Annotated in this window: 25 protein-coding genes; 9 read left to right on the top strand and 16 right to left on the bottom strand. The window is 68.1% G+C overall.

The window, feature by feature from the left end; translation table 11 throughout:
* The first annotated feature begins 13 nt into the window (after positions 1-13).
* Both ACEWX3_RS05700 and ACEWX3_RS05695 read left to right on the top strand, forming a co-directional pair.
* Positions 14-874 carry a winged helix-turn-helix transcriptional regulator gene (locus ACEWX3_RS05700; protein ID WP_374159797.1) on the top strand — a complete coding sequence of 287 codons (861 nt, stop codon included), beginning with the start codon at positions 14-16 and terminating at the stop codon, positions 872-874.
* 129 nt (positions 875-1,003) lie between these two features.
* On the top strand, positions 1,004-1,453 hold the full coding sequence (locus tag ACEWX3_RS05695) for an Hsp20/alpha crystallin family protein (RefSeq protein WP_152518584.1): 450 nt from the start codon (positions 1,004-1,006) through the stop codon (positions 1,451-1,453).
* Between the two features lie 9 nt (positions 1,454-1,462).
* On the opposite strand, the gene ACEWX3_RS05690 is transcribed toward ACEWX3_RS05695, so the two are convergent.
* Both ACEWX3_RS05690 and ACEWX3_RS05685 read right to left on the bottom strand, forming a co-directional pair.
* Entirely contained in the window at positions 1,463-2,059 is a 597-nt protein-coding gene (locus tag ACEWX3_RS05690) for a GNAT family N-acetyltransferase (RefSeq protein ID WP_374159796.1), read from the bottom strand.
* Positions 2,056-2,502, bottom strand: coding sequence for a hypothetical protein (locus ACEWX3_RS05685; RefSeq protein ID WP_374158912.1), 447 nt, complete (start codon positions 2,500-2,502; stop codon positions 2,056-2,058). Before ACEWX3_RS05685 ends, ACEWX3_RS05690 begins: the two co-directional genes overlap by 4 nt.
* A gap of 25 nt (positions 2,503-2,527) precedes the next feature.
* Between ACEWX3_RS05685 and ACEWX3_RS05680 the strand changes: the two genes are divergently transcribed.
* Complete coding sequence (locus ACEWX3_RS05680; protein ID WP_207065720.1) at positions 2,528-2,974, top strand: cupin domain-containing protein; 447 nt, start codon at positions 2,528-2,530, stop codon at positions 2,972-2,974.
* On the opposite strand, the gene ACEWX3_RS05675 is transcribed toward ACEWX3_RS05680, so the two are convergent.
* Positions 2,964-3,689 carry a 3-keto-5-aminohexanoate cleavage protein gene (locus ACEWX3_RS05675; RefSeq protein WP_374158911.1) on the bottom strand — a complete coding sequence of 242 codons (726 nt, stop codon included), beginning with the start codon at positions 3,687-3,689 and terminating at the stop codon, positions 2,964-2,966. The genes ACEWX3_RS05680 and ACEWX3_RS05675 overlap by 11 nt on opposite strands.
* Before the next feature lie 189 nt (positions 3,690-3,878).
* Here ACEWX3_RS05675 and ACEWX3_RS05670 point away from each other — a divergent pair, with 189 nt between their 5' ends.
* Positions 3,879-4,424 carry a nuclear transport factor 2 family protein gene (locus tag ACEWX3_RS05670; RefSeq protein WP_374158910.1) on the top strand — a complete coding sequence of 182 codons (546 nt, stop codon included), beginning with the start codon at positions 3,879-3,881 and terminating at the stop codon, positions 4,422-4,424.
* Positions 4,425-4,501: 77 nt separating this feature from the next.
* On the opposite strand, the gene ACEWX3_RS05665 is transcribed toward ACEWX3_RS05670, so the two are convergent.
* The 13 genes from ACEWX3_RS05665 to ACEWX3_RS05605 all read right to left on the bottom strand — a co-directional run bounded on the left by ACEWX3_RS05665 (position 4,502) and on the right by ACEWX3_RS05605 (position 20,645).
* A complete protein-coding gene (locus tag ACEWX3_RS05665) occupies positions 4,502-5,758 on the bottom strand; it encodes a beta-ketoacyl-ACP synthase (protein WP_373889036.1) in 1,257 nt (418 codons plus the stop codon).
* 183 nt (positions 5,759-5,941) lie between these two features.
* On the bottom strand, positions 5,942-6,727 hold the full coding sequence (locus ACEWX3_RS05660; protein WP_207065724.1) for a VOC family protein: 786 nt from the start codon (positions 6,725-6,727) through the stop codon (positions 5,942-5,944).
* A 131-nt stretch (positions 6,728-6,858) separates the two neighbouring features.
* Positions 6,859-8,283 (bottom strand): aldehyde dehydrogenase family protein, encoded by a 1,425-nt coding sequence (locus ACEWX3_RS05655; RefSeq protein ID WP_374158909.1) that lies wholly within the window; start codon positions 8,281-8,283, stop codon positions 6,859-6,861.
* A gap of 27 nt (positions 8,284-8,310) precedes the next feature.
* Positions 8,311-10,026 carry a thiamine pyrophosphate-binding protein gene (locus ACEWX3_RS05650; RefSeq protein WP_374158908.1) on the bottom strand — a complete coding sequence of 572 codons (1,716 nt, stop codon included), beginning with the start codon at positions 10,024-10,026 and terminating at the stop codon, positions 8,311-8,313.
* 13 nt (positions 10,027-10,039) lie between these two features.
* The gene (locus ACEWX3_RS05645) at positions 10,040-11,053 is read right to left on the bottom strand and encodes an acyl-CoA dehydrogenase family protein (protein WP_374158907.1); all 1,014 of its coding nucleotides are present in this window, start codon (positions 11,051-11,053) and stop codon (positions 10,040-10,042) included.
* Positions 11,053-12,279 carry an acyl-CoA dehydrogenase family protein gene (locus ACEWX3_RS05640; RefSeq protein ID WP_374158906.1) on the bottom strand — a complete coding sequence of 409 codons (1,227 nt, stop codon included), beginning with the start codon at positions 12,277-12,279 and terminating at the stop codon, positions 11,053-11,055. Before ACEWX3_RS05640 ends, ACEWX3_RS05645 begins: the two co-directional genes overlap by 1 nt.
* Entirely contained in the window at positions 12,276-13,193 is a 918-nt protein-coding gene (locus tag ACEWX3_RS05635; RefSeq protein ID WP_374158905.1) for an acyl-CoA dehydrogenase family protein, read from the bottom strand. The genes ACEWX3_RS05640 and ACEWX3_RS05635 overlap by 4 nt, the downstream gene beginning before the upstream one ends.
* Positions 13,190-14,356 (bottom strand): acyl-CoA dehydrogenase family protein, encoded by a 1,167-nt coding sequence (locus ACEWX3_RS05630; RefSeq protein WP_374158904.1) that lies wholly within the window; start codon positions 14,354-14,356, stop codon positions 13,190-13,192. The genes ACEWX3_RS05635 and ACEWX3_RS05630 overlap by 4 nt, the downstream gene beginning before the upstream one ends.
* 9 nt (positions 14,357-14,365) lie before the next feature.
* Positions 14,366-15,532 carry a CaiB/BaiF CoA transferase family protein gene (locus tag ACEWX3_RS05625; RefSeq protein ID WP_374158903.1) on the bottom strand — a complete coding sequence of 389 codons (1,167 nt, stop codon included), beginning with the start codon at positions 15,530-15,532 and terminating at the stop codon, positions 14,366-14,368.
* Positions 15,525-16,448, bottom strand: coding sequence for an SDR family NAD(P)-dependent oxidoreductase (locus ACEWX3_RS05620; protein WP_207065732.1), 924 nt, complete (start codon positions 16,446-16,448; stop codon positions 15,525-15,527). The genes ACEWX3_RS05625 and ACEWX3_RS05620 overlap by 8 nt, the downstream gene beginning before the upstream one ends.
* The gene (locus ACEWX3_RS05615) at positions 16,441-18,291 is read right to left on the bottom strand and encodes a flavin-containing monooxygenase (protein ID WP_374158902.1); all 1,851 of its coding nucleotides are present in this window, start codon (positions 18,289-18,291) and stop codon (positions 16,441-16,443) included. The genes ACEWX3_RS05620 and ACEWX3_RS05615 overlap by 8 nt, the downstream gene beginning before the upstream one ends.
* Positions 18,292-18,356: 65 nt before the next feature.
* Complete coding sequence (locus tag ACEWX3_RS05610; RefSeq protein ID WP_374158901.1) at positions 18,357-19,769, bottom strand: SRPBCC family protein; 1,413 nt, start codon at positions 19,767-19,769, stop codon at positions 18,357-18,359.
* Positions 19,770-19,781: 12 nt separating this feature from the next.
* Complete coding sequence (locus ACEWX3_RS05605) at positions 19,782-20,645, bottom strand: SDR family NAD(P)-dependent oxidoreductase (protein ID WP_374158900.1); 864 nt, start codon at positions 20,643-20,645, stop codon at positions 19,782-19,784.
* 138 nt (positions 20,646-20,783) lie between these two features.
* Here ACEWX3_RS05605 and ACEWX3_RS05600 point away from each other — a divergent pair, with 138 nt between their 5' ends.
* The 5 genes from ACEWX3_RS05600 to ACEWX3_RS05580 are packed head-to-tail and all read left to right on the top strand — an operon-like array spanning position 20,784 to position 26,877.
* Positions 20,784-22,361: an SMP-30/gluconolactonase/LRE family protein gene (locus ACEWX3_RS05600; RefSeq protein ID WP_374158899.1), complete on the top strand. Its 1,578-nt coding sequence runs from the start codon at positions 20,784-20,786 to the stop codon at positions 22,359-22,361.
* The gene (locus ACEWX3_RS05595; protein WP_374158898.1) at positions 22,358-23,101 is read left to right on the top strand and encodes a GntR family transcriptional regulator; all 744 of its coding nucleotides are present in this window, start codon (positions 22,358-22,360) and stop codon (positions 23,099-23,101) included. Before ACEWX3_RS05600 ends, ACEWX3_RS05595 begins: the two co-directional genes overlap by 4 nt.
* On the top strand, positions 23,098-24,600 hold the full coding sequence (locus ACEWX3_RS05590) for an AMP-binding protein (RefSeq protein ID WP_374158897.1): 1,503 nt from the start codon (positions 23,098-23,100) through the stop codon (positions 24,598-24,600). The genes ACEWX3_RS05595 and ACEWX3_RS05590 overlap by 4 nt, the downstream gene beginning before the upstream one ends.
* Position 24,601: 1 nt before the next feature.
* The gene (locus tag ACEWX3_RS05585; RefSeq protein ID WP_374158896.1) at positions 24,602-25,387 is read left to right on the top strand and encodes an SDR family NAD(P)-dependent oxidoreductase; all 786 of its coding nucleotides are present in this window, start codon (positions 24,602-24,604) and stop codon (positions 25,385-25,387) included.
* A complete protein-coding gene (locus ACEWX3_RS05580) occupies positions 25,384-26,877 on the top strand; it encodes a long-chain fatty acid--CoA ligase (RefSeq protein WP_374158895.1) in 1,494 nt (497 codons plus the stop codon). The genes ACEWX3_RS05585 and ACEWX3_RS05580 overlap by 4 nt, the downstream gene beginning before the upstream one ends.
* Positions 26,878-26,945 lie beyond the last annotated feature (68 nt).

Here is a 26,945-nt window from a genome sequence, read left to right as displayed (position 1 = left end):
TGCGGTCGCGAAGATGCTGGGCGTCCTCGGCGACGAGTGGACGCTGTTGATCATCCAACAGGCCCTGCTCGGCGGCCGCCGCTACGCCGAGTTCGCCGGGGCCTTGCCGATCTCGAGTGCGGTGCTGACCTCACGGCTGAAGTCGATGGTCGGCGACGATCTGCTGATCCGACGTGAGTATCAGACCCGCCCGTCGCGCTCGGAGTACCTGACCACGGCTCGCAGCCGCGCGCTGTGGCCGATGCTCACCTCGGTCTGGGCGTGGGAGCGTGCCTGGGTTCCCGACCACGCCCAGCCGCTACCGTCCATGCGGCACAGTCTGTGCCGGAGCAGCTTCGCACCGCGAGTGGCCTGCCGGGCCTGCGGTGAGGCCGTCGTCCACGGCGAGGTCAGCGCTCGGTGGGGGCCGACCGGATCGTGGCAGCGGTCGATCCCCGCGTCGGCCAACCGCCGCCGGTCACCACATCGGCGGTCGAGCGCGGGCGTGCTCTTCCCGCAGACCATGAGCGTGATCGGCGACCGGTGGGCCTTCGCTCTGCTGGTGGCGGCCTTCGTCGGTGTCAGCCGGTTCACCGACTTCCAGCAGCAGCTCGGCACGCCGCCGGGCACCATCGCAGCGCGGTTGTCGACGTTCACCGCAGAAGAAATTCTGGCCCGCCACGACGACGGTTACGCCCTGACAGAAAAGGGCCGAGCGTTCTTCCCGGTGTTGGTGTGCGCGCTGCACTGGGCGCAGAACGTCTTCGGCGATGCGCAGGGCCCCGCGGTCGTGCTGACCCACAACAGTTGTGGCCGGAGATTCGTTCCGGTGCTGGAATGCGACCGGTGCGGCGAACGTCTGCGCGGTCAGCACATCATCCCCGTGGCCGGGTGACAAGCATCGAAAACTACCGGCTTCAACCGCTGGCACTCTCGGGGTGCGAGTGCTAATCTCGCAGGTGCACAGTGATTTGGCTGCCCGCCGGGGTGGCGGGCTCTGACGTGACATAGGAGGTGGATTGCTGTGCTTCGCTTTGATCCGTTCAGTGACCTTGACGCTCTGACCCGGGGCTTGCTGACCAGCCAGACCGGATCGAATCGCTCCCCCCGGTTCATGCCCATGGACCTCTGCAAGATCGACGACCACTACGTCCTGACCGCCGACCTGCCCGGTGTCGACCCCGGCTCGGTGGACGTCAATGTCGACAACGGCACGTTGACGATCTCCGCGCACCGCACCGCCAGGTCTGACGAATCCGCGCAGTGGCTGGCCAACGAGAGGTTCTTCGGCACCTACCGGCGCCAACTCTCCCTGGGTGACGGCGTCGACTCCGCGGCGATATCGGCGACCTACGAGAACGGCGTGCTCACGGTGACGATTCCGGTGGCCGAGAAGGCCAAACCGCGCAAGGTCGAGGTCAGCCATTCCGGCAATCAGAAGTCCATCCAACCGACGACCGTCGAATCCGAGTAACCGGCCCGGTCAGCCGTTGCGGTCCAGCCGGAAGAGCAGGTTGGACCGCACGGCCGGCCATTCGATGTCCAGGATCGAATAGACCATCGTGTCGCGGCGCGATCCGTCGGGCAGCAGCTGGTGGCTGCGCAGCACGCCGTCCAGTTTGGCGCCCAACCGCTCGATGGCGGCACGGCTGGCCGCGTTGAAGAAATGGGTCCGGAATTCGACCGCGACACAACGCAATTCGTCGAACGCATGTCCCAGCATCAACAGCTTGGTCTCGGCGTTGACACCGGTTCGGCGCGCCGGCGAGACGTACCAGGTGTGACCGATCTCTAGGCGGCGGTTCGGCCCGTCGACATTCAGGTAACTCGACGAACCGATCAACGTGCCGCCCTTGTCGCGCACCACGAACGTCAGCCCGGTCGCCGGACTCTGCACCGTCAGCCGCGCATCGACCCAGTGCGCGGCCGAGCCGGCCTTGGGCGCGCCGGTGAACCACAGTCCGCCCAACTCGCCATCGGCAGCCACTGCGTCGATCTCCGGAAGATGCTCACGGCCAAGCGGTTCCAGACTCACCCAGCGCTGCCCGATCAGCGTCACCGGCTCGACCAGCATCGTCACGAGGCTCCGGGCACGGACGAGGGCGTCGACCGCCAGACCGCCAGCATCGTCCACACCGACAGCACCGCGGCAACCACGGCCACCGACCCGGCGACGTAGAGTCCGTAGGCGGCCGACACCGGCGGATAGACGTAGAGCCGGTAGTACCAGACGGCCAGGACCACGATCGCCACCGAAATGGTCAGCGCACCAGTGGAAGCCATTCGTGCTGAGATCCCGCGAGCCGCCATCGCCCCGGCAACGACCAGCGCCGCCGCCAGCAGGACGATCAGCTGACCGACGCCGAAGCCCGGCGGGGGCACCGGCATGACGCCGGCCACACCGCCGATGCCGTTGGCGCGTCCGCCGCCCGCGGCCGACGACCGCAGCCACGGCAACCATGCGCTGACGGCGACCACCAGCGCACACAGCGCGACCAGCCAACCCGGATACGCGCGAACCATGGGCAAAGACTACTAGGGTGAACCGATGAGCGATCTCCCCGAATGGGCGCGTCGGCTGGACCTTTCCCCGCACCCCGAGGGCGGCTGGTTCCGTGAGACCTGGCGCAGCGATCTGAGGATTCCGCAATCGGTGCTCCCGCCCGACTACACCGGTCCCCGCAACGCCGGAACCGCGATCCTGTTCCTGCTCATGCCCGGCCAACAGTCCGCCTGGCACACCGTTCGCAGCGCCGAGCTGTGGCTGTATCACTCCGGGGGTCCGCTACTGCTCGAGGTCGGCGCCGAGCAGCACGACGCGACGACGCACGTGCTGGGGGCCGACATCATGGCCGGTGAGAGCCCGCAGTACGTCGTGCCGCCCGGATATTGGCAGCGCGCCGTGCCACGCGGCGACGAGCCCTGCCTGGTCAGCTGCGTCGTCGTGCCCGGGTTCGATTTCGCCGACTTCGTCCTGGGCGCGTCTACCGACTGAGCAGCTCGACCGCGGCGGACACCAGCGCAGCGTTGTCCTCGGCGGTGGATCCGTCGGGCAGCCGCAGGGTGTCCTCCATGCCGATGCGGGTCTGCACTCCCCTCACTCCCGCGTGTTCGAGCAGTGGCCAACAACTTTCGTCGAGGCCATGCAGCAGAACCGGCGCCGGTGAGCCCGCCGCGCCCACCAGTGAGATCAGTTCGTCCGCCGTCGCCACGTCACCGTCGGGGCCCAGCTCGATCATCACCCGCATGCAGTGCGGGGCGATGTCCGACGCGGCCCACGACTCGGCGGCCTCGGCATGGAAGATGCCCACCTCGACACCCAGACCCCGGCCGAGGATGACCTCGGCGAGCTCGGGTGACCCGGGCTCGTGCCAGTTCAACGACGTGAAGTCGGGCAGCACGGTCCAGCTCTCGACGGCACGCAGCCGCTGCTGGGCATCGGGCAACGCCCAATACCCGGTCGTCACCCCCAGCGGCAGCCCCGGAGCGGCATGGCGCACCGCGGACACCGCCGCATCCACCTCAGCAGCCATCAGCGAGTCCACCCCGTCGGCGTTCTTGGGATGTATGTGCACCGCCAGCGCCCCCGCCCGGTGTGCCGCCACCGCTTCGGAGGCGAGCTGCTCGGGCGTGACGGGCAGGTGCGGATGCTGGTCCGGAGTGCGGGCACCGTTGATGCACGCCTTGACATAGATCTTGGGACTGGCCATCTCCCCATCTTCACCTCTACCCGCCGTCGCGCGCAGCGTGCCGGGCACGCTCTGGTAGCGATCGAGCGCCAAACACATGTTGTGGCCACCGAGGCCGAACGGATTGCGAGTCCGACGGCCTGGCCGTCGGGCTCGTCGTTCCAGGTGAGCGTCATGATGGGGGTGGGGACGTTCCGATACCGTGGCACGATGCCGACGACGCCTCCAGACCCGGTCCTGCAGGAGATGCGCGACGAGCACGCGCTGCGCAAATTGGTGCACGGATACTGCCGCGCCGTGGACCGTGGCGACAACGAGGCGCTGCGCGGGATGTACCACCCCGACGCGGTGGACGGGCACGGGGCTTTCTCGACGGGTTCGGTCGACGACTTCCTGGGCAGGCTCGCCGCGTCCCGTAAGCATCTGCGGTCGATGCAGCATCACATCACGACCGTGAACTTCGCGATCGACGGCGATCGCGCGGAGGGGGAGATCTACAGCATCGCCACCCACACTTTCGCCGCGAAACACGGTGAGACCGAGGTCATCGTCGGTGGGCGGTACCTCGACAAGTACCAGAAGCGCGACGGCACCTGGAGATTCCTCGAGCGGACCATCGTCACCGATTGGGCCCACGTGCACGACCCGTCGTCGGTGGACCTCGGTCACCCGATGGTCAGGGATTCTCCCAAAGGCAGTCTCGGCCCGGATGATCCGTCGTTCGCGTTGTTCTCGCTGCTGGGCGGCCGTGTGTGAGGTTCGCGTGGGCCGCCGTGACGTCGATCTCGGATCTACCCACCTTCACCTCTACCCGCCGTCGCGCAGCGTGCCAACTAGTAGCGACCGAACGCCAAACACACGTTGTGGCCACCGAAGCCGAACGAATTGCTCAGCGCATAGCGGTAGTTGCCCGGGCGCGGCGAACCGGCGACGACGTCCAGGTGCACGTCGGGGTCGAGGTTCTTCAGGTTGCGTGTCGCCGGCACCACCCCATGCCGCAGCGCCTGCAGCGTCAGCACCGCCTCCACCGCGCCCACCGCGCCTACGGAATGCCCGAGAGCGGCCTTGGGCGCGAACACTGCCGGGCGGTGCTCGCCCATCGCGTTGTTGATCGCCACCGACTCGGCCACGTCGCCGACCGTGGTGCCCGTGGCGTGGGCGTTGACGTGGTCGATGTCGCTGGGCTGCAGACCCGCCAGCTGCATCGCCCGGGTCATCGCGAACCCGGCCCGTCTGCCGTTGGGATCGGGGGCCACCATGTGGAACCCGTCGGAGGTGACACTGGCGCCCATCAGCCGCCCCAGTATCCGGGCGCCGCGAGCACGGGCGTGCTCCTCGGTTTCGATGACCAGCAGGGCGCCGCCCTCACCGAACACGAAACCGTCGCGGTCCCGGTCGAATGGCCGGCAGGCACCTGCGGGATCCTCGTTGTTGCGCGACAGCACGATCCGCATCTTGGCGAATCCGGCGATCGACACTGCTTCGATTCGCGACTCCACTCCGCCGCAGATCGCGACGTCGGCCTCACCGAGCACGATCTGGCGCCAGGCCGCCGCGATGCCCTCCGATCCCGACGCGCACGCCGACACCGGCGTGAAGACCCCGGCGCCCGCGTGCCGTTCCACCGCGACCGCGGTGGAGGCGCCGCTGGGCACATACATCGGCACCGTGTCGGGCGCCACCGCCTCGACACCGCCGGCGCGCAGGTCGTCGTAGGCGAACACGAGGCGCTCGACCCCGCCGGCACCGGTGCCGATCGACACCGCCAGCCGGCGGGTGTCGACATCGGGTTCGCCGGCGTCGCGCCACACCCTTCGCGACAGCACCATGGCCATCCGTTGCACGTAGGACAGGTGTTCGACCTCGTGCTCGGTCAACTGGTCGTCGAACGTCTCCAACAGATGTCCGCCGATCCGAACGGGCAGGTCATAGCGCGTGATGGACTCGTCCTCGAGCAGCCGGATCCCGCTTCGGCCGTCCAGCAGCGCCTGCCAGGTCGTGTCGACGTCGGTGCCCAGCGCGGTCGTCATCGCGACGCCGGTGACCACGACGTCGGGCAGCTTCCGTTGTGTCGCACTCGTCATCGCCATCTCACCCCCTGCCTATCTTGGCGCAGGGGCTACCCGCTACGTCAAGCCTTACTCATCCGTCAACGAACGACCGCAGCCGTCGAACCGGTGACCTGATCCGTCAAACGGGCAACCTCAGCAGCCTCGAGCAGCCACGAGCGACCTCAGCCGTCGACGAGCAGCCTCGGGCATGAGCAGGTCGCGTCACCGGTCGGCGAGCGATGTCAGGTTGAACCCGGCGCCGGTCGGATCGGCCACGGCCGCCAACCGCCCGTACGGGGTGTCCTCCGCGGCGCGCACAACGCTGCCACCCCGCTCGACGATCAGGTCGACGGTCTTGTCGACGTCGTCGGTGGCGAGGAACACCGACCACGTCGATGTGGTCTGCTCGGGCAGCACCGATCCATCCATCACACCCAGCAGCGCCTCACCGTCGAACAGGGCGGTGCTGTAGCGGAATTCGTCGGTGTCGGAGACGGTCTCGGTCTGCCACCCGAACACGTCGCAATAGAACTGCAGCGCCGCGCCGTAGTCACGGGTCGTGAGCTGGTGGTAGGCGGGCGCACCGGCTTCCCCGACCACCTCGAAGCCGCGGTGCCCACCGGGTTGCCACAGCCCGACCACCGCACCGGCGGGATCGACGAACACCGACATCCAGCCCTTGTCCTTGATCTCCATCGGCTCAGCGCCGCCCTCGGCGCACAGCACCGCGCCGGCCGCCGCGGCTTGCGTGAGGGTGGCCCGGATATCGGCGGTGTGCAGGTAGACGGTCCAGCCGTCCGGCATATCCCACTGCGGATCGTTGGCCATCATCCCGGCGACCGGCCGGCCATCGCACAGGGCGTTGAGGTAGCCGTGGTATCCGGGACCGTAGGACTCGAACGTCCAGCCGAAAACGGCGCCGTAGAACTCCTGCGCGGCGTCGAGGTCGGAGGTGGTGAGGTCGATCCAGATGGGTGCGCCGAGCGGGGCGGTTTCGCGGACGGGCATGACAGCTCCTCGAAAGTCAGGGATCACGACACCCGTGCTGACCGTCGCCGACCGGAAAACTCATCGACCCGTCGCGGCATCGCGGTGCCCCCGGTCGCGGATTTCCGCCCCGGGGCCGCCGCGATCGTGGGCTACGCCGGCGCGTAACCCAGCGTGGCTTTGGTCTCCAGGTACTCGTCGAACCCGAAGCTGCTCCACTCGCGGCCGTTACCGCTGCGCTTGTAGCCACCGAACGGGGCGTTCAGGTCGAAGCCGTGGTTGATCGCGACCGAACCGGCACGGATGCGCCGAGCCACCGCCCGGGCCGCGTCCAGATCAGCGCCCGAGACGTAGCCGGCCAGGCCGTACTCGGTGTCGTTGGCGATCTCGAGGGCCTGGTCGAGATCGTCGTAGCCGAGGATGCACAGCACCGGCCCGAAGATCTCCTCGCGCGCGATCGTCATGTCGTTGGTGACATCGGCGAACACCGTCGGTTTGACGTAGTAGCCCGTCTGCAGACCCTCCGGCCGGCCGGTGCCCCCGGCCACGACCGTGGCGCCGTCGTCGATGCCCTTCTGCAGCAACCCCTGGATCTTCTCGAACTGCGCCTGCGACGCCACGGGACCGATGGCCTTCTTGTCGGAGGGGTCACCGACCTTCACACCCTCGATGACGGTGCGGGCGATCTCCTTGGCCTCGTCCATCCGCGAGTTGGGCACCAGCATCCGCGAGGGCGCGTTGCAGCTCTGTCCGCTGTTGAGCATCATCGTGCTGACCCCGGCGGTCACGCTGTCGGCGAACGCGTCGTCGTCGAGCACGATGTTGGGACTCTTGCCGCCCAGCTCCTGCGTGACCCGTTTGACGGTGGGCGCCGCGTTGCGGGCGACCTCCACCCCGGCTCGAGTTGATCCGGTGAACGACACCATGTCGACGTCGGGGTGGCTGGACAGCGCCACGCCCACACCCGGCCCGTCGCCGTAGACCAGGTTGTAGACCCCGGCGGGAACGCCTGCGGCGTCGACGATCTCGGTGAAGATCTGCGCCGAGTACGGGGCGACCTCCGACGGCTTGAGCACCATCGTGCACCCGGTCGCCAACGCCGGGAACACCTTGCACGCGATCTGGTTGATCGGCCAGTTCCACGGCGTGATCAGCCCACACACGCCGATCGGCTCCTTGACCACGAGGGTGTTGCCGAGCTGCTCTTCGAACGAGAAGTTCTTCAGGACGTCGATGGCGGTCATGAGGTGACCGGCTCCCATCGCCACCTGAGGTCCGGCCGCCAGCGACGGCGGAGCGCCCATCTCCTCGCTCACCGCGTCTGCGAGGTCGCCCGACCGTTTCTGGTACTCGGCCTGGATCGCCTGCAGCACATCGAGGCGCTCCTCGCGGGTGGTCTGCGACCACGAGCCGAACGCCCTGCGGGCCGCCTGCACCGCGACGTCGACGTCGGCGGCCGATCCGATCGCGATGACGCCGGAGACCTGCTCGGTGGTGGGGTTGTCGACCTCGAGGGTGTTGGGCCGCACTGGATCGACCCAGGTGCCGTCGATGTAGAACTTCAGGTATTCGCGCATGACTCCACTCTCCCTCAGTCGGAACCGTTACTGGGTGCCTTCTGCATACCAGGTCCGGAAGCGGTCGTATTTGGGCATCTCTTCGGAGTTCGCCTTCGGGTCGATGCAGACGTGCACGACGGCCGGCTTGCCGCTGGCGTAGGCCCGCTGGATGGCGGGACCGATCTCGTCTTCTTTCTCGACGTATTCACCGTGGCAGCCGAAGCCCTCACCGATCTTGTCCATCCGGACGTCTTTGCTCCAGTGCACACCGGGCTGCGGTGAGGGTTGTTCGAAGGTGCGTTTGTACACGCCCACCTCCAGTCCCCACTGATGGTCCACCCCCACCACGCACACCAACGGAAGCTTCTCCCGCACCGCCGTTTCCAGCTCCGCGACATGGAACAGGAACGCCGAGTCGCTGGTGAGCAACATGACCGGCCTGCTGCGCCCCTCGGCCACCGAGGCGCCGACCGCGTAGGGCAGGCCGGTTCCGAGGTGACCGAAGTTCTGATTCCAGATCACGTCGCGGGGCTTGGTCTGCGAGTAGGTCCACTGGAAGATCACCGTGGCGCCGCCGTCGCGCACCATGATGCCGTCCTCGGCGAACTCGTCGAACGCCTTGGTGGCCTCCACGACGAAGCGCGCCGGGTGTACCGGCGTGCGTCCGCTCGGCGCCTCGTCGGCGACCCGCGCGAGCTCCGCGTCGTTCGCCTTGATCAACGTGTCGAGGCTGTCGGACGGAGAACGCGGGCTGTCTTTCAAGGCCTCGACGAGCTGGGGGACGACGCCGCGCAGGTCACCCACCAGCGGGACGTCGATCCGGCGGTTGACACCGATGGCCGTCGGGTCCTGCTCGACGAGCACCCATCTGCGATTCGCGTCGTTGTCTGCCCAATGCTGGGTGCGCCCGTAGTGCATGGGTTCACCGAGTTCGGTACCCAACGCGACACACAGATCGGACTCCTCCACCGCCTGGTTGGCCGCCGGCGAGAACAGATAGGGGAAGGTGCGGTCCTGCAGGCCGGGGATGAACGACGTTCCGCCCGAGGTCTGGACGACCGGGCAGGCCATCAACTCGGCCAGTTCCCTGACCTGTTGCTGGGTGCGCGAGGTGTGCACACCGTGGCCGACCAGCAGCACGGGGCTCTTGGCCGCGCGGATCAGCTCCACCGCCTCGGCCACCTCGCGGGCACCCGCGCCCTGGTTCACCAGCCGGTAGGCCGAGGGCTCGGGTGCGTCCCCGACACTGAGTTCCTCGAGGATCACGTGCGAGGGGAACTCCACATACGACGGGCCGGGGGTTCCGGACATCGACCGGCGAATCGCCTCGTGGATGATCTCATCGGTCTGGTCGGCGTACTCGATGGAGCTGCTGTACTTGACCGACGGCGCGAACAGGCCTTCCTGCTGCACGAACTGGATCCGGCCGCGGCGGACCCGGCGTTCGGTGACGCGGGCCCGCTGCCCGCCGAGGAAGATCACCGGCGAGTTCTCCACCAACGCGCACATCATGGCCCCGGCGATGTTGGCCACCCCCGGCCCCAGCGTCCCGATACACAGACCAGGCCTGCCCGTCATCCGGGAGGCCGCCTCGGCCATGAACCCGGCACTGAGCTCGTGGTGCGGCGCGACCACCGACCAGCCACGCGCGTGCGCCTCGGAGAACATGTGCACGAAGTTCGGGTCCGGAATGCCGAACAACGTGTTCACACCCTCGGCCTCGAACAGGTCGAGAATGCGTTGGTAGACAGGTACACCCATCGTCATTTCCTTTTCATCGGGTCGAGTAGCGCTGAGCGAGCTTCTTGCGTTGCGCGGCAGGGGAACCGAACAGTGAACGGTTCAGAGCGGCGCGTTTGAGGTAGGCGTGGATGCCGCTTTCCCAGGTGTAGCCGATGCCGCCGTGCAGCTGCAGCGCCTTGCCGGCGACGGCGACGGCCGTCGACGTGGCATGCGCCTTGGCCATGGCCGCCGCGATCTCGGTGTCCCCACCGGCGGCCACCAGCTCCACCGCGTCGGCGACGAGCCGGCGGGACACCTCGATGTCGACGAGCATGTCGGCACAGGCGTGTTTGACGGCCTGAAACGAGCCGATCGGGCGGCCGAACTGATGGCGCACCCGCACGTAATCGACTGTGGCGATGAGCATCTGCTCGGCGACGCCGAGGCTGTCGCAGGCGATCGCGACGGCGGCGCGGTCCAGCAGCGCGGCGACCCCCCGATCGTTGGCGAAGCCCAGCACGGTGGCCACCGGCGCGGCGTCGGCGGTGACGGTGGCCAGGTGGCGCGTCTCGTCGAGGACCGGTTGCGCCGCGACGGTCAGCTCCCCGCTGGGTACGACGGCCAGGCCGGTACCGGTGTCGGTGTCGGTGTCGGTGACGACGAGCAGGTGGTCGGCGCCGACGGCATCCGGGACGAACTCGGCGTGTCCGGACAGTCGGCTCCCGTCCAGCGCGAACTCGCCGAAGGCCAGCGCCATCCGGAGCTCGCCACGGGCCACCCGCCCGAGCAGAGCCTCGCTGTCGGGTCCTGTCGCCGCTGTCAACGCACCGACCGTCAGCACCCCGTTGCCCAGGTAGCCCGTGGCACCGGCGGCGCGACCGATCTGGTCGAGCAGTATCGCGGTTTCGGCGAAGGAGGCCCCGGCGCCGCCGAGGTCTTCGGGAACCTCGATGCCGACCCATCCGGCGTCGACCAGCTCCTGCCACCCCGGTTCGCGGTCTTTGGCCAGCAGGTCCCCGGCCACGGCGCGCAGCTCGTCATGGAATTCGGTGAAGTCGTCTGCCATCACGCCACACTCGGCTCCCGCGGCAAACCCAGACCGCGTTCGGCGATGATGCTGCGCTGGATCTCACTGGCCCCACCCGGAATCGTCCACTCCCACGATCCGACGAAATCCAGCACCCAGGAACCCGATTCCCAGCCACTGGACATCGGCTTGGTCAACGCGGTGTGCGCCTGCGGACCGCTGATCTCGGCGGCGAAATCGGTGAGGCGCTGCAGCAGCTCGCTGTAGTACAGCTTGACGATCGACGCGTCAGCCGGTCCACCGGCGACGCCTTCGACGACGCGCCGGCACATCCCGCGCAGACCCGTGATCTCGATCTCGAACTGCGCCAGCCGGTCTGCGACGACCGGGTCGTCGACGGGCGCGGTCTTCACCAGCCGACGGAACCCGGCATGGGCGAGACGCTCGGCCAGTTCCAGCATCGTCATCCCCCGCTCGGCGCCCAGTGTCGCCTGCGCGACCTGCCAGCCGGCGTTCTCGGCGCCGATCAGGTTGTCGGCGGGGATCACGACGTCGTCGAGGAAGATCTCGCAGAAGTGGGAGTCGCCGACCGCGTTGCGGATGGGCCGCACGTCGACGCCAGGCGTCGACATGTCCATCAGGAAGTACGAGATCCCCTTCCGCTTGGGGGCGTCGGGGTCGGTGCGGGCCAGCAACAGGCACCAGTCGGCGTGCCGAGCGCCGCTGGCCCAGAGCTTCTGGCCGTTGACGACGAAGCTGTCGCCGGTTCGGCGTGCGGTGGTGCGCAACGACGCGAGGTCGGAGCCGGCTTCGGGCTCGGAGAAGCCCTGGACCCAGATCTCCCCGTCGAGGATCGCCGGTAGATGCCGCCGACGCTGCTCCTCGGTGCCCGCCACCAGCAGCGTCGACGCCGCGTGGTGGATGCCGACGAACGCCAGCACCAGCCGCGGCGCGTCGTGGGCCGCCAATTCCTGGTAGAGCACCACCTGGTCCTCCACCGACATCACCGGATCGGCTCCTCGCGTGGCCGGCCCGCCGGCCCACTCCGCCGGCCAGTGCGGCACCGCGTACCCGGCACTGTGGAGTTCGGTGAACCAGGCCTTCTGAAACCGGACGAATTCTGCGTCGCCGACCCCGGATTGGGTCGAGCGCCAGTCACGCGGGATGTGGTCGCGGCACCATTGCCGGACCTCGCGCCGGAACCGGGCCTGTTGCGGTGAATCCGACGGATTGTTCGGCGTTTCTTCACCTTCGGCTGTGTTCATGCGAACAACCCCGCCAATCCTCGGCGGCCGGCGACATTCGTCAGCTCCTGACGCGTCGCCGAGAGCCCGAACGGCAGTCGCCGCAGCGGTTGGCTGTGCCGCGAAAGCCAGGACAGCGTGGTCTCGTCGCAGAAGCCGACCGCGCCGTGCAGCTGGTGGCACACCCGGAACACGACGTCGGCGGCCTCGATCGCCGCCAGCCGAAGCGCCAGCGCGTCCGCGACGGCGTCGGGACGGCCCCCGGCGGCGCTCCACAGCGTGTGCTTGGCCAGGATGTCCAGGCCGCTGCGCTCCACCTCGGCGTCGGTGAGCTGGAACTGCACCCCCTGGAACGACGCCAGCGGCTGGCCGAACTGCTTGCGCAGCGTGACGTGAGCGACGGTCAGTTCGATCGCGCGGTCGAGCATCCCGAGCAACGTCCAGCACGGCAACGTCAGCGCGAGGCCTACGTCGCCGGGGCCCGCGTCGTCGACTGACGACAGCTGCAGCTCGGTGATGAAGCCCGGCTGGATGTCACCGTGCCGGCTCACCATGGCACGATGTCCGGTCACGTCGACCGTCGCCCACCGCAGATCGAGCCCGGCCACCGCGGCGGCGGGGCGTTCACCGCCGACGACGATCAGACCGTCGGCGTCGAGGTCGGTCGGTGCGGCCAGGCGTTCGGCCAGCGGGTACGGCACGGCCCAGTATCCGGCGGCGCGGCACAGTGCCGCGGCGGCCTCGACTCCGTCGGTATCCGAACGCGGATCGAGTTCCCACGCGCCCAGGCCGGCGAGCACGGGGCCCACCAGGGATTCCCGCGCGCTGGGAGCTTTCTCGGCCTGGAGGACGAGCTCGTCACCGCCGGCGGCGTCGAAGGCATGCCGAGCCTGCCGACCGTATTCGAGCGCGTCATCGCTGAGGTCGAGGATCATGTCCGGCCCGCCAACATCGCCCGGGACAACAGGATCCGCTGCATCTCGATGCTTCCCGACGACACGGTGGACGCCTGCGAGTAGCGCCAGTGGTCCTCGACTTCGCCGAGGAACCACCCCGCCCGGGCGTCGGTGCGGCGGACCTCGGCGGCGATGTCCATCAACACCTCGGCGCTGTCCTGGTCCAGCTTCGTCACCGCGATGCGGTAGGCGGCGGCGTCACCCGGGGTGACTCGGCCGCTGTCCTGCAGCGCAACCACTCGATAGGCCAACAGCCGGGCCCGGCGGCAGTGCATGAGCATCCGTATCCACCGTCCCCGCAGCTCGTCCGACAGCTCGTCCCACCGCTCACCCAGCACCGCGGGCGCGGCGGCCAGCAGCCGTTCGCAGCGCGCGTAGCGGGCGATGCCGACCCGTTCGAACGACATCACGTCCTGCACGATCGACCAGCCCGCATCGACGGTGCCGAGTACGTCGGCCCCGGTCACCCGCAGGTCGTCGAAGAACACCTCGTTGAGGTGATGCGGCCCCAGCATGGTGCCGATCGGGCGGACCGTGATCGCGGGATCGTCCATCGGGACGAGGAAGATCGTCAGACCCTGTTGCTTCTTGGTGGTGGCGCCTTCCCCGATTCGGGAGGTGCGGGCCAGCAGGAAACACCACTGCGCCATCGTCGCGTAGGACGTCCAGATCTTCTGACCACTGACCAGCCAGCCGTCTCCGTCCGGGCGGGCGAAGGTGCGCAGCGACGCCAGATCCGAGCCGGCCTCGGGCTCGGAGAACCCCTGACACCAGATCACCTCGCCCGCGGCGATCGGCGGCAGATGCCTGCGCTGCTGCTCGGCGCTGCCGTGGCGCATGATGATCGGCCCGACCCAGTTGACGCCCATGTACTGCGCGCCTCGCGGCTCGTGGGCCGCCCACATCTCTTCGCGCACGACGGTCTGCTCCCACACCGATGCGTCCCCGCCGCCGAACTCCTGCGGCCACGCCAGACACAGCAGGTGCCGCTCGGCCAGGGTGCGGCAGAAGCGTTGCGCCGTCTCGAGATCGGCGGGGTCGTGCGTGAAGGCGCCCAAGAAGTGTTCCGGCACCTGCTCGGCCACCAGCTCGCGCAGCTCGCGGCGCAGGTCGCCGGCGCGCTTCCCCATGTCGAAATCCATCGCGTTCCCCTATCCCGAGCCGACCGTGTCGGGCGTGCCCAGACCCAGCTCGTCGAGGACGGCGGCGGTGTCGGCACCCAGTTCCGGTGCGGGTCCGCGTACCTTGCCGGGGGTGCGGGAGAACCACGTCGGCACACCTGGGAAGCGCACGGGGCCGTGCGGCGTGTCCACGGTTTCGAACAGGCCGACGGCGTTGAGGTGTTCGTCGTCGAACAAGGCGTCCGGGGTGTTCAACGGTGCCGCCGGAATCTCCAACTCCCGGAACAGCTTCAGCCATTCATCGGTGGTGCGCTCGGCCAAGGTCTGCGCGACCAAGCCGTAGACGGTGTCGATCTCGTTGGCCCGCGACTCCAGCGTGGCATACAGGTCGGTGGCCCACGGCGGCGCGACGGCGTCGATGAACGCGCTCCAGTGTTTGTCGTTGTAGATCAGCGCGGCGATGTAACCGTCCTTCGTCTGGTACGGCCGGCGGTTGGGCGCAACCGTCCGCGGGTAGACGGCCGGACCGAGCGGCGGGTCGAACATGGCGCCGTTGGCATGCTCGACCAGCATGAAAGAGGCCATGGTCTCGAACATCGCCACCTCGACCTCCTGGCCCTCGCCGGTGCGCTCGCGGTGGAAGAGCGCCATCGTCGTGGCGTACAGCGCGGTGAGCCCCGCGACCTTGTCGGCCATGATGGTGCCGACGTAGTCGGCCTCGCCGGTCAGCTGCTTCTGCACGGCGGGCAACCCGCACTCGGCCTGGATGGTGTCGTCGTAAGCCGGCCGGTCGCGATCGGGGCCGCGCCTGCCGTACCCGTAACAGTTGGTGTAGACGATCGACGGATTGATCGCCGCGACATCGTCGTAGCCGAACCCCAGCGTGGCGATCGCCTTGGACCGCATGGAGTGGATGAACACGTCGGCCCGCTCGATCAGCGCACGCATCGCGGTCTTGCCGCCCTCGGAGCGCAGATCCAGCACCACGCTGCGCTTGCCGCGGTTGACGTTGACGAACACGCCGCTCATCCCGGACACCGGGCCCACCGAGATGAATCGGGTGTTGTCCCCCTGAGGGGGTTCGACTTTGACGACCTCGGCACCCATGTCGGCCATGATCTGGGTGCAGTAGGGACCCATCACCATCGCGGTGAGGTCGACGACGCGTATTCCCGCCAGCGGTCCGGAGTCACCCATGCGTGACTCCGCGCGCAGCCATGCCGAAGCTGTACCGGATGTGTTCTGCGTGCCCGTCCGGCGCCGCCGGAAACATGACCGATCCTGCGGTGTCGCGGATCTGCGCCGCGTGGGTCTCGACGTCCTCGATGGTCCACGAAGGCCGGTAGACACCGGGGGTCTCGGCGATGTAGGCCCGAGCGATGCGCCCGGCGATGGCCACCAGCATCTCGCCGGTGATCGAACAGTGCTCGTGTGCCAGCCAGCCCACCGCGGGTGCGACGAGATCGGCCCCCATGGGCGGATAGGCGGAGGTGTCGAGCCCCTCGGCCATCCGGGTGACAGCTGCGGGAACGATGACATTGCATTTCACGTTCGACGGCGCGCCTTCGATCGCGGCGACGTTGGACAGGCCGATGATCCCCGCCTTGGCCACACCGTAGTTCGCCACGTCGTGGTTGCCGTAGAGGCCACCGATCGACGACGTCAGCACGATCCGTCCGTAATCGTTCGAGCACATCTGCGGGAACGCTTCGCGTACCACGTGGAAGGCTCCGCGAAGATGCACATCGAGAACGGCGTCGAAGTCGTGGTAGGACATCTGCGCAAGCGGGGAACGACGGACATTGCCCGCGTTGTGGATCAGGATGTCCAGGCGGCCGAAGTTGTCCAGCGCGGCACCGATGATGGCGCGTCCACCCGCCACCGTCGTCACCGAATCCGTGGAGACCACCGCGTGCCCGCCGGCAGCCCGGATCTCCCGGACGACGTCGGCCGCTGGTCGGTCATCGCGACCATCACCGCCCAGACCACCTCCGACATCGTTGACGACCACCTTCGCGCCGCGCGAGGCGAGCAGCAGGGCGTACTCGCGGCCCAGCCCGCGCCCGGCACCGGTCACGACCGCGACCCGGCCGTCGAACCGCAGGTCAGGCACGGAGTTCCAGCCCGTCCAGGTCGCCCTTGGCGCGCCACTCGGCGATCAGGTCGTCGAACGCATAGAAGCCCGGCGAGTAGAAGTCGCCGAGGAAGGATCCGTTACCCACGGCGCCGCCGCGGCCCTCGTTGTTGTAATAGCCGGGCGTGCAGGACAGTTCGAAGGCAGAGTTGTCGATCGCCAGTTCGCGCACCGTTGCCACCCACGCGTCCTGCCCCTCGCGGCTGGGTTCGACCGTGGTGGCGCCCCGGGTCTGCGCCTCGGCGATGATGTAGGCGATGTGCTGGGCCTGCTGTTCGAACATCGCCGTGGTGTTGGCCGATACACCGCCCTGGATGAAACCCATGAAGAACTGGTTCGGGAATCCGCGACTCGTCATCCCGTGCAGCGTCTGATACCTGTCTTTCCAGTACTCGAACAGCGACAACCCGTCGCGGCCGACGATGCTGTCGATCGCGTACCGGCGGCTGATCTCGGTGGAGATCTCGAAGCCACTGGCGAAGACCACGCAGTCGACGTCGTACTCGATGCCGTTGGCGACGATGCCGTTGGCAGTCAAACGCTCCACGCCTTTGGATTCCGAGACGTCGACCAGTGTCACGTTGGGTCGGTTGAACGTGGCCAGGTACTGCTCGCTCGAACACGGCCGCTTACACATGAACCGGTAGTAGGGCTTGAGCGCCTCGGCGGTGCCGGGATCGTCGACGATGGCCTCGATGCGGCGGCGCAGCCGCTCCATGATCTTGTAGTCCTCCTCTTCCCGGAAGGCCATGATCTGCTCGATGGTCACCGTGGTGGGGTCCTCACTGCCCGCGATGCGGGCGGTCAGGTTGCGGCCCAGCTCGGTCCAGAAGTCGCACACCAGGTCTGGCTCGCCGAACACCACGCCGACGAACGGTGACCAGTTGTGGAAGTTGCGCTTGCGTTCCTCCTGCCAGCCCGGCTGCAGCGTGGCCGCCCAGTCCGGGTCGGTGGCAGTGTTCGCCCGTTCGTCCACCGACGACGGCGTGCGCTGGAACACGAACAGCTCCTTGGCGTCGCGGCCCAGGTGCGGCACCAACTGGATGCCGGTCGCGCCGGTACCGACGAGTGCGACCCGCTTGTCGGCGAGCTTGTCCAGCCCGCCGTCGGCGTCACCACCGGTGTAGTCGTAATCCCAGCGTGCGGAATGGAACACGTGGCCGCCGGCGTCCCGGTACTCCTGGATGCCGGGGATACCGGGCAGCTTCGGCCGGTTGTAGGAGCCCTGCGCCATGACCACGAACCGGGCCGCGATCTCGTCGCCGCGGTCGGTGCTGATGCGCCAGCGCTTCGCCGAGTCGTCCCAGAGCAGCTCACGAACCTGGGTGGAGAACAGCGCACCGTCGTACAGGCCGAAATGCTTGCCCATGTTGCGGCAGTGCTGAAAGATCTCGGCGCCGTCGGCGAACTTCTTCGACGGCATGAAGCCGAGCTCTTCGAGCATCGGGATGTAGCAGTAGGCGTCGTTGTCGCACTGGATGCCGGGAAACCGGTTCCAGTACCAGACGCCGCCGAAGTCGCCGGCCATCTCGATGACCCGGATACCCTCGACCCCGGCCTTCTTCAGGTAGGCCCCCGCGAGCAGACCGGCGAATCCGCCGCCGAGGATGACGACCTCGGCGTTCTCGACGATCGGGTCGCGCGCGGTCACCGTGGTGTAGGGATCGGTCTCGTAGAACTCGGCGAACTCGCCCTCGAGTTCCAGATACTGGTCGGCCCCTTCCGGCCGTAGCCGCTTGGCGCGCTCCTGCGCGTACTTCTCGCGCAGCGCGTCGATGTCGATGTCGGCCGGGGTGTCGGTCGGCCCGCATGTCTCGGTCATGTGTTCTCCTCGTGCGAATTCGGCGCGCAAAGCGACGCTGAGGGTGCTTGCGCGCGCCGGATTCGCTAGATCTCGCGGGGCTCGCCGGTACCCATGTACTTGGACAGTTGGTGGTGCAGGTTCACTGTGCTGCGCTCCCGGTACGGATTGGGCAGCGTGCCCGGGAAGCCGGCCGACTTCATCCCCTGCTGCACGGCGGCCATGTTGGAGAAGTCCTGCGGCAGCACCGACAACCAGTTCGGGGAGTCCTTCGGGGTGTAGACCCACTCGGTCTGCGGCTCTCCGCCTTCGGGATACAGCTCGAACACCGCGACCTCGAAGATGCACTTGTCCGGGTTGTAACTCGGATCAGGGCGGGCGCTGTAGCACAGCGCGCTCGTCAGTCCCTGGCCCACCTGGAAGTTCGGGAAGAGCTGCCACGCGGTGCCGCTCTGCCCGAGGATGTCGGGCGGGATCGTCGGCCAGATCACCCCGCGGGCCTCGTCGTCGCGCCGCGCCGAGGCGAGCCAGTGCGCCAGGACCTGGTCGGCGGGGGTTCCTTCAGGCAATTCGTCGACCAACCGCTTGGCGGCGTTCACCAGCGTCTGCGTGGTGGTCGCGTTGGTCTCCTCCATCGTGTACACCTGCATCTCCGCAGTGGAGATACGCGGATCGCCCGTGCCGAGACGGATCTTGGACTTGGTCTCGTCCATGCCTTTCGGTGCGTCGTAGCCGATGTTGCTGTGCCGACCCTGCGCCTTGGCCCAGCCCTTGAACTCACCGAACTTGTTGAACTCCGGGTGGGTGGTGAACACGTGGTAGGTCTCGTTGAACGCCTCCATCGCGACTTTCCAGTTGCAGTCGAAATAGAGCCATTTGCGCCACTTGTAGCGCATGTTCTCCAGGCCGAACGGATCGAGGATCTTGTTGGCCGGGAACAGGTAGTCGGCCAGCGATTCACACTCGGGGTCCATGTTGACGAACAACCAGCCGCCCCAGGTGTCGACCTGCACGGGGGCGAGGTGGGTGTTCTCCCGCGTCAGCTTTCCGGCCCAGTCGTCCTGCTCACGGATGTGGGTGCAGGATCCGTCGAGACCGTAGGTCCAGCCGTGGAATCCGCAGACGAACGACTTTCGCGCCCGCCCGACGGCGTTCTTCGCACCGTCAGGGGTGTCGACCAGTTTGCGGCCGCGGTGCATGCACACGTTGTGATGTGCGGCAAACTCGTTGGGGCCCGTCCGTACCACGATGATCGAGTCGTCGAGGATGTCGTAGGTCAGGTAGCTGCCGACCTCGGGGATCTCCTCGACCCGCCCGACCTGCTGCCACACCTTGCGCCACAACTTGTCGCGCTCGGCACGCGCATAGCGCTCCGAGATGTACGCGTCGACGGAGATCGTGGTCGGCTCGGACAGGTCTTCCGCGATCTGACCCGTCGAATCATCCTCGGGCGCTTCGCTTTCGATGGCGGCGTCGAGGTCGGATTCGGTGTGCGTCACGTCATCTTCCTTTCAGAACCGGCTGATGGTGCTGCGGAACGACTCGTCCTTGAGGAACAGCGACGTGTTGTCCGCGCCGAGGTGGGTCCACTTCAGGTTCAGGCCGCCGTCGACCAGCAGGGTCTGCCCGGTGATGTAGCCCGACAGATCGGACAGCAGGAAAAGGATCGCGCCGGCCTGTTCCGCCGGGGTGCCCCGGCGGCCCATCGCGATGGCTGCGCGGTCGCGTTCGGGGTCGGCGTCGACGTAGGTCGCCGAGGCGGCGGTTGCGGTGACGCCGGGTGCGACGGCGTTGACCCTGATGCCGTCGAGGGCGAGTTCCACCGCCATGGTGCGGGTCATCGCCACCACCGCGGCCTTGGCCGTGCCGTACGCGATGTGGTACGGCGCGGTGTTCATACCGCTGATCGACGAAATCGATACGAGGGAACCGGGGTCGCCGTTGTTCCGGATCTCGGCCGCGACCGCCTGGCTCATGAAGAAGGCCGTCTCGAGGTTTGCCGCGAACAGTGCCCGCCAGTCGTCGCGGGTGACCCGGGTGGACGGCATCCAGGTGGCCGGCGCGGCGCCGCCCGCGACATTGACCAGGCCGTAGAGCCGGGCACCGGTGTTCGAGGCAGCGATGCGCACCTGATCGAGCACTGTGGCGACGCCGTCGTCGGTGGACACATCGGCGGACACGGAGACGACCGACAACCCCCGCGCGGCCAGCGGCCCGACGTGTTCGTCGAGGTTGGCCTTCGAGCGACTGACCGCGACGACGGTGGCGCCGGCCTCGGCGGCCATCCGTGTCACCGTCGTTCCGATGCCGCCGCCACCTGCGCCGGAGACCACCACGATGCGGTCGTCCAGCCTCAGCGCCGCTTCGGAGCCCACGTCACTTGTCCGGACAAAAAACGGTACTCTGCATAACGAAGAACACTATTCCGCAGCGGTTATGCAGCCGTCAAGGCTTGGCTGCTCAGCTCCCGTCCTATTGTCTGGACCAACTTCGGCTTGCTAACGTCCGGATGCATGAAGCCCCGGTACGCCGCGCCGAATCCCGTCACCGCCGAGGGTTGGCAGCTGCAGACGGTGACCGGCCCGAGCCGGCTGTTCGGCGCGAACGGGCTTCGCACCGGCCCGGACGATCGCGTCTACGTCGCCCAGGTGACCGGCAGTCAGATCAGCGCGCTCGACCTCGGGTCCGGGTCGCTGGAGGTCGTCAGCCCGAAGGGCGGCGACATCATCGCTCCCGACGACGTCGCGTTCGGCACCGACGGCACCCTCTATGCGACCGAGGTGATGGACGGGCGGGTCAGCGCCCGCGACCCCGCGGGGCACACCCGGGTACTGCGCGACGATCTGCCGTGCGCCAACGGCATCACCGTGCACGACGGGCGCCTGTTCGTCGGGGAGTGCCGCGACGGCGGACGGCTGATGGAGCTACCACTCGACGGTGGCGAGCCGCGCGTCCTGCTCGAGAACCTGCCCTCCCCGAACGCCATGGAAGTAGGCCCCGACGGGTTGCTGTACTACCCGTTGATGACCGCCAACGAGATCTGGCGCGTCGACCCGAACGGCGGCGAGCCGCAGCGCGTCGCCACCGAGCTCGGTGTGCCCGACGCGGTCAAGTTCGACTCGGCCGGATACCTGGTGTCGACTCAGGTGGCCAGCGGCCAGGTGCTGCGTATCGATCCCCGGTCGGGTGACAAAACGGTACTGGCACAGTTGAATCCGGGACTGGACAACCTCACCTTTGTCGGCGGCCGGTTGCTCACGTCGAACTTCACCGGCGAGATCACCGAGATCGGCTCCGACGGGCAGATATCGACGGTGCTGCCGGGCGGGCTGAACTGGCCCTTGGACCTCACCATCGCCGGCGGAACGCTCCACATCGCCGACGGCACGTACTTCTACCGAGTCGGCGCGAACGGCACCCTCGAGACGGTGGGCATGCTCTTCTCCCCGGGCTATCCGGGCTTCCTGCGCGGTGTCGACGCCGTCGGTACCGACGAGTTCGTCGTCACGACGTCCGGCGGCCAGGTGGCACGCTACCGGCCGGGCACCGGCGAAACCGAATTCCTCGCAACCGACTTCGATCAGCTCTACGGTGTCGCCGCCGCCCACGGCGCGATCGTGTTCGCCGAGCTCGGCACCGGAAAGGTGCACTGCCTGCAGTCGGGGCGGGCCGAGACGATCTGCTCGGGCCTGCACGAGCCGGTCGGGATCGCCTTCGACGATGACGGCGCGACGCTGGTGGCCGAATCCGGTGCCGGGCGGGTGGTTCGGCTCGGATCGGCGGGTCCGGACACCGTGGTGGACGGACTGCAGTGCCCGCAGGGCATCCATGTCCGCGACGGCCGGCTCTACATCGTCGACGCAGGCGCCAAGGAACTCGTCGAGTTCGACCTGGGCACCAAGGCGCGCACCACGATCGCCGGCGGACTGCCGGTCGGCGCTCCGCCCGGCGTCGAACCGAAACCGCTGAAAGGCATGCCGCCGTTCTCGGGTCCGCAGGGGCCCTTCGCCGGGGTGACCTGCGGGCCGGACGGCACTCTGTATGTGTCCGCCGACTCCGACGGTAGCGTCCTGGCGATCGGCCGGCGATGACGACGACCGCCGGCGATCATCGCTACCTCCAGGTCGCGCGTACCCTGCGCAAGGAGATCGTCGACGGCGTCTACCCGGTCGGCTCCCAACTGCCCACCGAACACGAGCTGTGCGAGCGGTTCGCCGTCAGCCGCTACACCGTTCGCGAGGCGCTGCGGCGGCTGCGCGACGACAACCTGGTCACCTCCAAACCGCGCGCGGGCACACTGGTGGTCCCCCGGCCGACGAACAACTCCTACGCCCAGGACGTCGTCTCGATCGAGGACCTGCTCGCCTTCGCCCAGGGTGCGAGGTTCGCCATCGACTCCAACGCCATGGTCACGGTGAATGCGGCACTGGCCGAACGCACCGGACTCGCATCTGGCACGCAATGGCTCGGAGTCGCCGGATATCGGCGCGTCGACGAGCACACCCCGCCGGCATGCCGCACCGAGTACTACATCAACCGCAACTTCGCGGCGGTCGGCCGGCTCCTGCAGCGTCACAGCGGGCCGATCTTCCCGTTGGTCGAGGACCTCTTCGGGGTCAGCATCAGCGAGGTGCACCAGGAGATCTCGGCGGTCGTGCTGGAGGCGGGTCTCGCCGAGCACCTCGAGGTCGGGCGCGGGACCGCCGCGCTGCAGATGCGGCGCACCTACATCACGTCCGACGGCGAGGTCGCCCAGGTCACCGTCAACATCCACCCGTCGTCGCGCTTCCGGCATTCGATGACCATGCGCCGAGTCCGGGACAACGGGTGAACGCCACACTAGCCGATGCGCTGCGCGCGAGCGCGCGTGACGCGCCGGGGCGGATCCTGGTGCGCGACGACGACAGTGTCGTGACGGCTGCTCAACTGCTGGACCGGGCAACCCTGCTCGCGCACGCCTTGACGCGGCGAATGCCCGTCGGCAGCATCGTCTCCTTCACGCTGCCCAACTGGCACGAGGCGGCGGTCATCTATCTGGGAACAACACTGGCCGGCATGATCGCCAACCCGATCCTGCCGTCGCTGCGCGATCACGAACTGTCGTTCATCCTCACCGATGCCAACAGTCGCGCGGTCTTCATTCCGCACGTCGTCGGTGGGCACGATTACGTCGCGATGCTCGATCGCGTCACCGCTGGGTTGCCCGACCCGCCCGAGGTGGTGGTGGTGCGCGGCGACGCCGGCGGCCACACCGCGTTCGCCGATCTGCTCGACGAACCCGCTGCCGGCACCCTGCCGGCTCTCGACCCGTCCGACATCCAGCTGGTTCTGTACACCTCGGGGACCACCGGCCGGCCCAAAGGCGTTCTTCACAGCCACGATTCACTCCACGCGCTGATCACCCAGCTCGGCCGGTCCTGGCGCATCGAGGCCGGCGACTCGTTCCTCGTGCCGTCCCCGGTCGCCCACATCGGCGGCTCGATCTACGCCTTCGAGTGCCCACTGCTGCTGGGCACGCAGGCAGTGTTGATGCAGCGCTGGGAGCCCGACCGTGCCGTCGCGCTGATGCTCGAGCACGGCTGCACGCACATGGCCGGTGCGACCCCGTTCCTGGAGGGACTCCTGGCGGCGGCCCAACGGGCCGATACCCGCCTGCCCGACCTGAAGGTGTTCATCTGCGGCGGCGCCTCGGTACCGCCGTCGCTGATCCGACGCGCCACGGAATACCTGGACAAGGCGGCCGTCAGCCGGGTGTACGGATCGACGGAGGTTCCGGTGACGACGGTGGGATCGCTCGATGACACCGAGCGGGCCGCCGACACCGACGGCCACCCCGGGATCGCCGAGGTCGCCATCGTCGACGGGGAGATCCGCTCCCGCGGACCGCAGATGTTCCGCGGGTACCTGCACTCCGAGGACAACGCCGCGGCCTTCGACGAGTTCGGCTACTTCCGAACCGGCGACCTCGGCCGGTTCACCGACGACGGGCACCTCGTGGTGACAGGCCGCGCCAAGGACATCATCATCCGCAACGGCGAGAACATCTCGCCCAAGGAAGTGGAGGACATCCTCGTCACGCATCCACAGATCGCCGAGATCGCGATCGTCGGTCTTCCCGATTCCCGCACCGGGGAGCGTGCCTGCGCGGCCATTGTCGCCTCCGGCGGCCGGGGCCCCGAGGTCGCCGACCTCCACGAGTTCCTGGTGGCGCACGGGGTGGCCAAGTTCAAGGTGCCCGAGCAGGTGCGGTTCGTCGACGCGCTGCCGAAGAACGACGCGGGCAAGGTGCTCAAGCACGTCCTCAAGGCCGAGCTGATCAAGGAGTCATGACATGCAGGTAGCGATCGTCACCGGTGCCAGCAGCGGCATCGGGTTCGGCTGCGCGACAACGCTGGCCGCGCAGGGGATGGCCGTGTTGGGCACCGGCCGGGACCCCGGCCGGTTGGCCGATCTCGAGAACGCGGACCCCGGGTCCGGCGAGATCGAGACGCTGTCGGTCGACCTGACCGCCGATGACGCACCGCAACGCATCGTGGCAGCGGCGCTGGACCGCTGGGGCCGCATCGACTTCCTGGTCAACAACGCCGGCATCGGCAGTCCCAAACCGCTGCACGAGACCGACGACGAGACGCTCGACCATTTTCTCGGCATCATGCTGCGGGCACCCTTCCGGCTGGCCCGCGACGTCATCGGGCACATGCAGCCCGGCTCGGCGATCATCAACGTCACGTCGACGTTCGCAGTCGTCGGTGGGCTGCGCGGCGGCGCCTACTCAGCGGCCAAGGGCGGGCTCACCGCGCTGACCACCCACATCGCCTGCCAGTACGGCCCGCTCGGAATCCGCTGCAACGCAGTGGCTCCCGGCGTCACCCTCACTCCGATGGTGGCCCACCGGCTGGAGGACGAACGGTTCCGCAAGATCAACACCGAGATGACCCCGCACCAGCGCCTCGGCCGAGTCGAGGACATCGCCTCGACCGTGGCGTTCCTCTGCTCCGAGGGCGGCAGCTTCATCAACGGCCAGACGATCGTCGTCGACGGTGGGTGGAGCTCGACGAAGTACCTGTCCGACTTCGCCCTCACCTCCGAATGGGTTCCCCGGGAGTCCGCCCGGTGAACCTGTTCGCGCTGCTCGACCAGGCCGCCACGCGCCACGGTGACCGGGGTGCGGTGTACCACGGTGATCAACAGGTTCACACCTGGTCTGCACTGCGGGAGCGGGCGCTGCGGCTGGCTGGATCACTGCAGGAGCTGGGACCGGGCGCCCGGGTCGCGGTGGCCGGCGAGAACAGCCCGCAGATCGTGGAGCTGATGTTCGCGATCTGGGCGGCCGAGTGTGTGTTCGTCCCGCTCAACTACAAGCTGCATCCGCGCGAGATGGACCAGATTCTCGATGATGCCGGCGCCGCAGTGGTTTTCGCTTCGGCCAAGATCGCGTCTGCGCTGTCCGACGTCACGTCGGTCCCGATCGAGACCATCGGGGCGGTCGAGTACCAAGAGCGTTGCACCTCGGACATGGCAGCCGTCCCCCGCACCACCGATCCGGCGGACCTGGCCTGGCTGTTCTACACCAGCGGGACCACGGGTCGCTCGAAGGGGGCGATGCTGTCCCATCGCAACCTGATGGCGATGACGCTGTCACACCTGGCCGACTTCGACTCCCCCGACGAGAATTCCAGCCTGATCCACGGGGCCCCGATGTCGCACGGCTCGGGCCTCTATGTGCCTCCGTACGTCCTGCGCGGCGCACGACAGGTGGTGCCGGCATCCGGCGCGTTCGACCCGGACGAGTTCCTCGACCTGTGCGACCTGCATCCCCGTTGCAGCGCATTCCTGGCGCCCACGATGGTGTCCCGGCTCGTCCAGACGGGTCGGCCCCGGCCGGCCAACCTCGAGACGATCGTCTACGGGGGCGGACCGATGTACGTCGACAGCCTCAAGAAGGCGCTGGCCGCGTTCGGCCCGATCTTCGTTCAGCTCTACGGTCAGGGCGAGGCGCCGATGACGATCACCGGCCTGCGCCGCGCCGACCACGTCACCGGCCAGGCCGACGGCGCCGGGTGGGCCCCCGACGAGGTGCTCGGCTCGGTCGGGTACGCCCGTTCCGGCGTCGACGTCGCGGTACTGGGGCCGGGCGGGACACCGGCAGGAGTCGGTGAGATCGGCGAGATCGTCTGCCGCGGAGACGTGGTGATGTCCGGCTACTGGAACAATCCGGCGGCGACGTTGGCGACGCTGCGCGACGGTTGGTTACACACCGGCGACCTGGGCTCCTTCGACGGCAACGGCGTGCTGACACTTCGGGACCGGTCCAAGGACGTGGTGATCAGCGGTGGCAGCAACATCTACCCGCGCGAGATCGAGGAGGTGCTGCTCGAACACCCCGGCGTGGTCGAAGCGGGCGTCGTCGGCGCGCCGGACGAGGAATGGGGCGAGGTCGTGGTCGCCTTCATCGTCGGCGACGCCACGCCCGAGGACCTGGACGCGCTGCTGTTGCAGCGAATCGCCCGGTTCAAGCGTCCGAAACGCTACGCGTTCGTCGACGAACTGCCCAAGAACAGCTACGGCAAAGTGCTCAAACGTCAGCTGCGGGATCAACTGAGCTGAGCGCAACTCGTCTGATCTGACCGGCGGCCGACCGAAACGCCGGTAGAGCGCATCAGGCGGCGGGTGCG

The organism is Mycobacterium sp. G7A2, from assembly GCF_041902445.1.
In the GTDB taxonomy this organism is placed as follows: Bacteria; Actinomycetota; Actinomycetes; order Mycobacteriales; family Mycobacteriaceae; genus Mycobacterium.
This window is presented reverse-complemented; position numbering and strand designations above follow the sequence as displayed.

Bases quoted from the DNA above. Each gene is read 5' to 3' on its own strand.
- ACEWX3_RS05700 (WP_374159797.1), top strand. From the start codon at position 14: ATGCTGGGCGTCCTCGGCGACGAGTGGACGCTGTTGATCATCCAACAG.
- ACEWX3_RS05685 (WP_374158912.1), bottom strand. From the start codon at position 2,502: ATGGTTCGCGCGTATCCGGGTTGGCTGGTCGCGCTGTGTGCGCTGGTG.
- ACEWX3_RS05680 (WP_207065720.1), top strand. From the start codon at position 2,528: ATGAGCGATCTCCCCGAATGGGCGCGTCGGCTGGACCTTTCCCCGCAC.
- ACEWX3_RS05675 (WP_374158911.1), bottom strand. From the start codon at position 3,689: ATGGCCAGTCCCAAGATCTATGTCAAGGCGTGCATCAACGGTGCCCGC.
- ACEWX3_RS05670 (WP_374158910.1), top strand. From the start codon at position 3,879: ATGCCGACGACGCCTCCAGACCCGGTCCTGCAGGAGATGCGCGACGAG.
- ACEWX3_RS05665 (WP_373889036.1), bottom strand. From the start codon at position 5,758: ATGGCGATGACGAGTGCGACACAACGGAAGCTGCCCGACGTCGTGGTC.
- ACEWX3_RS05660 (WP_207065724.1), bottom strand. From the start codon at position 6,727: ATGCCCGTCCGCGAAACCGCCCCGCTCGGCGCACCCATCTGGATCGAC.
- ACEWX3_RS05655 (WP_374158909.1), bottom strand. From the start codon at position 8,283: ATGCGCGAATACCTGAAGTTCTACATCGACGGCACCTGGGTCGATCCA.
- ACEWX3_RS05650 (WP_374158908.1), bottom strand. From the start codon at position 10,026: ATGGGTGTACCTGTCTACCAACGCATTCTCGACCTGTTCGAGGCCGAG.
- ACEWX3_RS05645 (WP_374158907.1), bottom strand. From the start codon at position 11,053: ATGGCAGACGACTTCACCGAATTCCATGACGAGCTGCGCGCCGTGGCC.
- ACEWX3_RS05640 (WP_374158906.1), bottom strand. From the start codon at position 12,279: ATGAACACAGCCGAAGGTGAAGAAACGCCGAACAATCCGTCGGATTCA.
- ACEWX3_RS05635 (WP_374158905.1), bottom strand. From the start codon at position 13,193: ATGATCCTCGACCTCAGCGATGACGCGCTCGAATACGGTCGGCAGGCT.
- ACEWX3_RS05630 (WP_374158904.1), bottom strand. From the start codon at position 14,356: ATGGATTTCGACATGGGGAAGCGCGCCGGCGACCTGCGCCGCGAGCTG.
- ACEWX3_RS05625 (WP_374158903.1), bottom strand. From the start codon at position 15,532: ATGGGTGACTCCGGACCGCTGGCGGGAATACGCGTCGTCGACCTCACC.
- ACEWX3_RS05615 (WP_374158902.1), bottom strand. From the start codon at position 18,291: ATGACCGAGACATGCGGGCCGACCGACACCCCGGCCGACATCGACATC.
- ACEWX3_RS05600 (WP_374158899.1), top strand. From the start codon at position 20,784: ATGAAGCCCCGGTACGCCGCGCCGAATCCCGTCACCGCCGAGGGTTGG.
- ACEWX3_RS05595 (WP_374158898.1), top strand. From the start codon at position 22,358: ATGACGACGACCGCCGGCGATCATCGCTACCTCCAGGTCGCGCGTACC.
- ACEWX3_RS05585 (WP_374158896.1), top strand. From the start codon at position 24,602: ATGCAGGTAGCGATCGTCACCGGTGCCAGCAGCGGCATCGGGTTCGGC.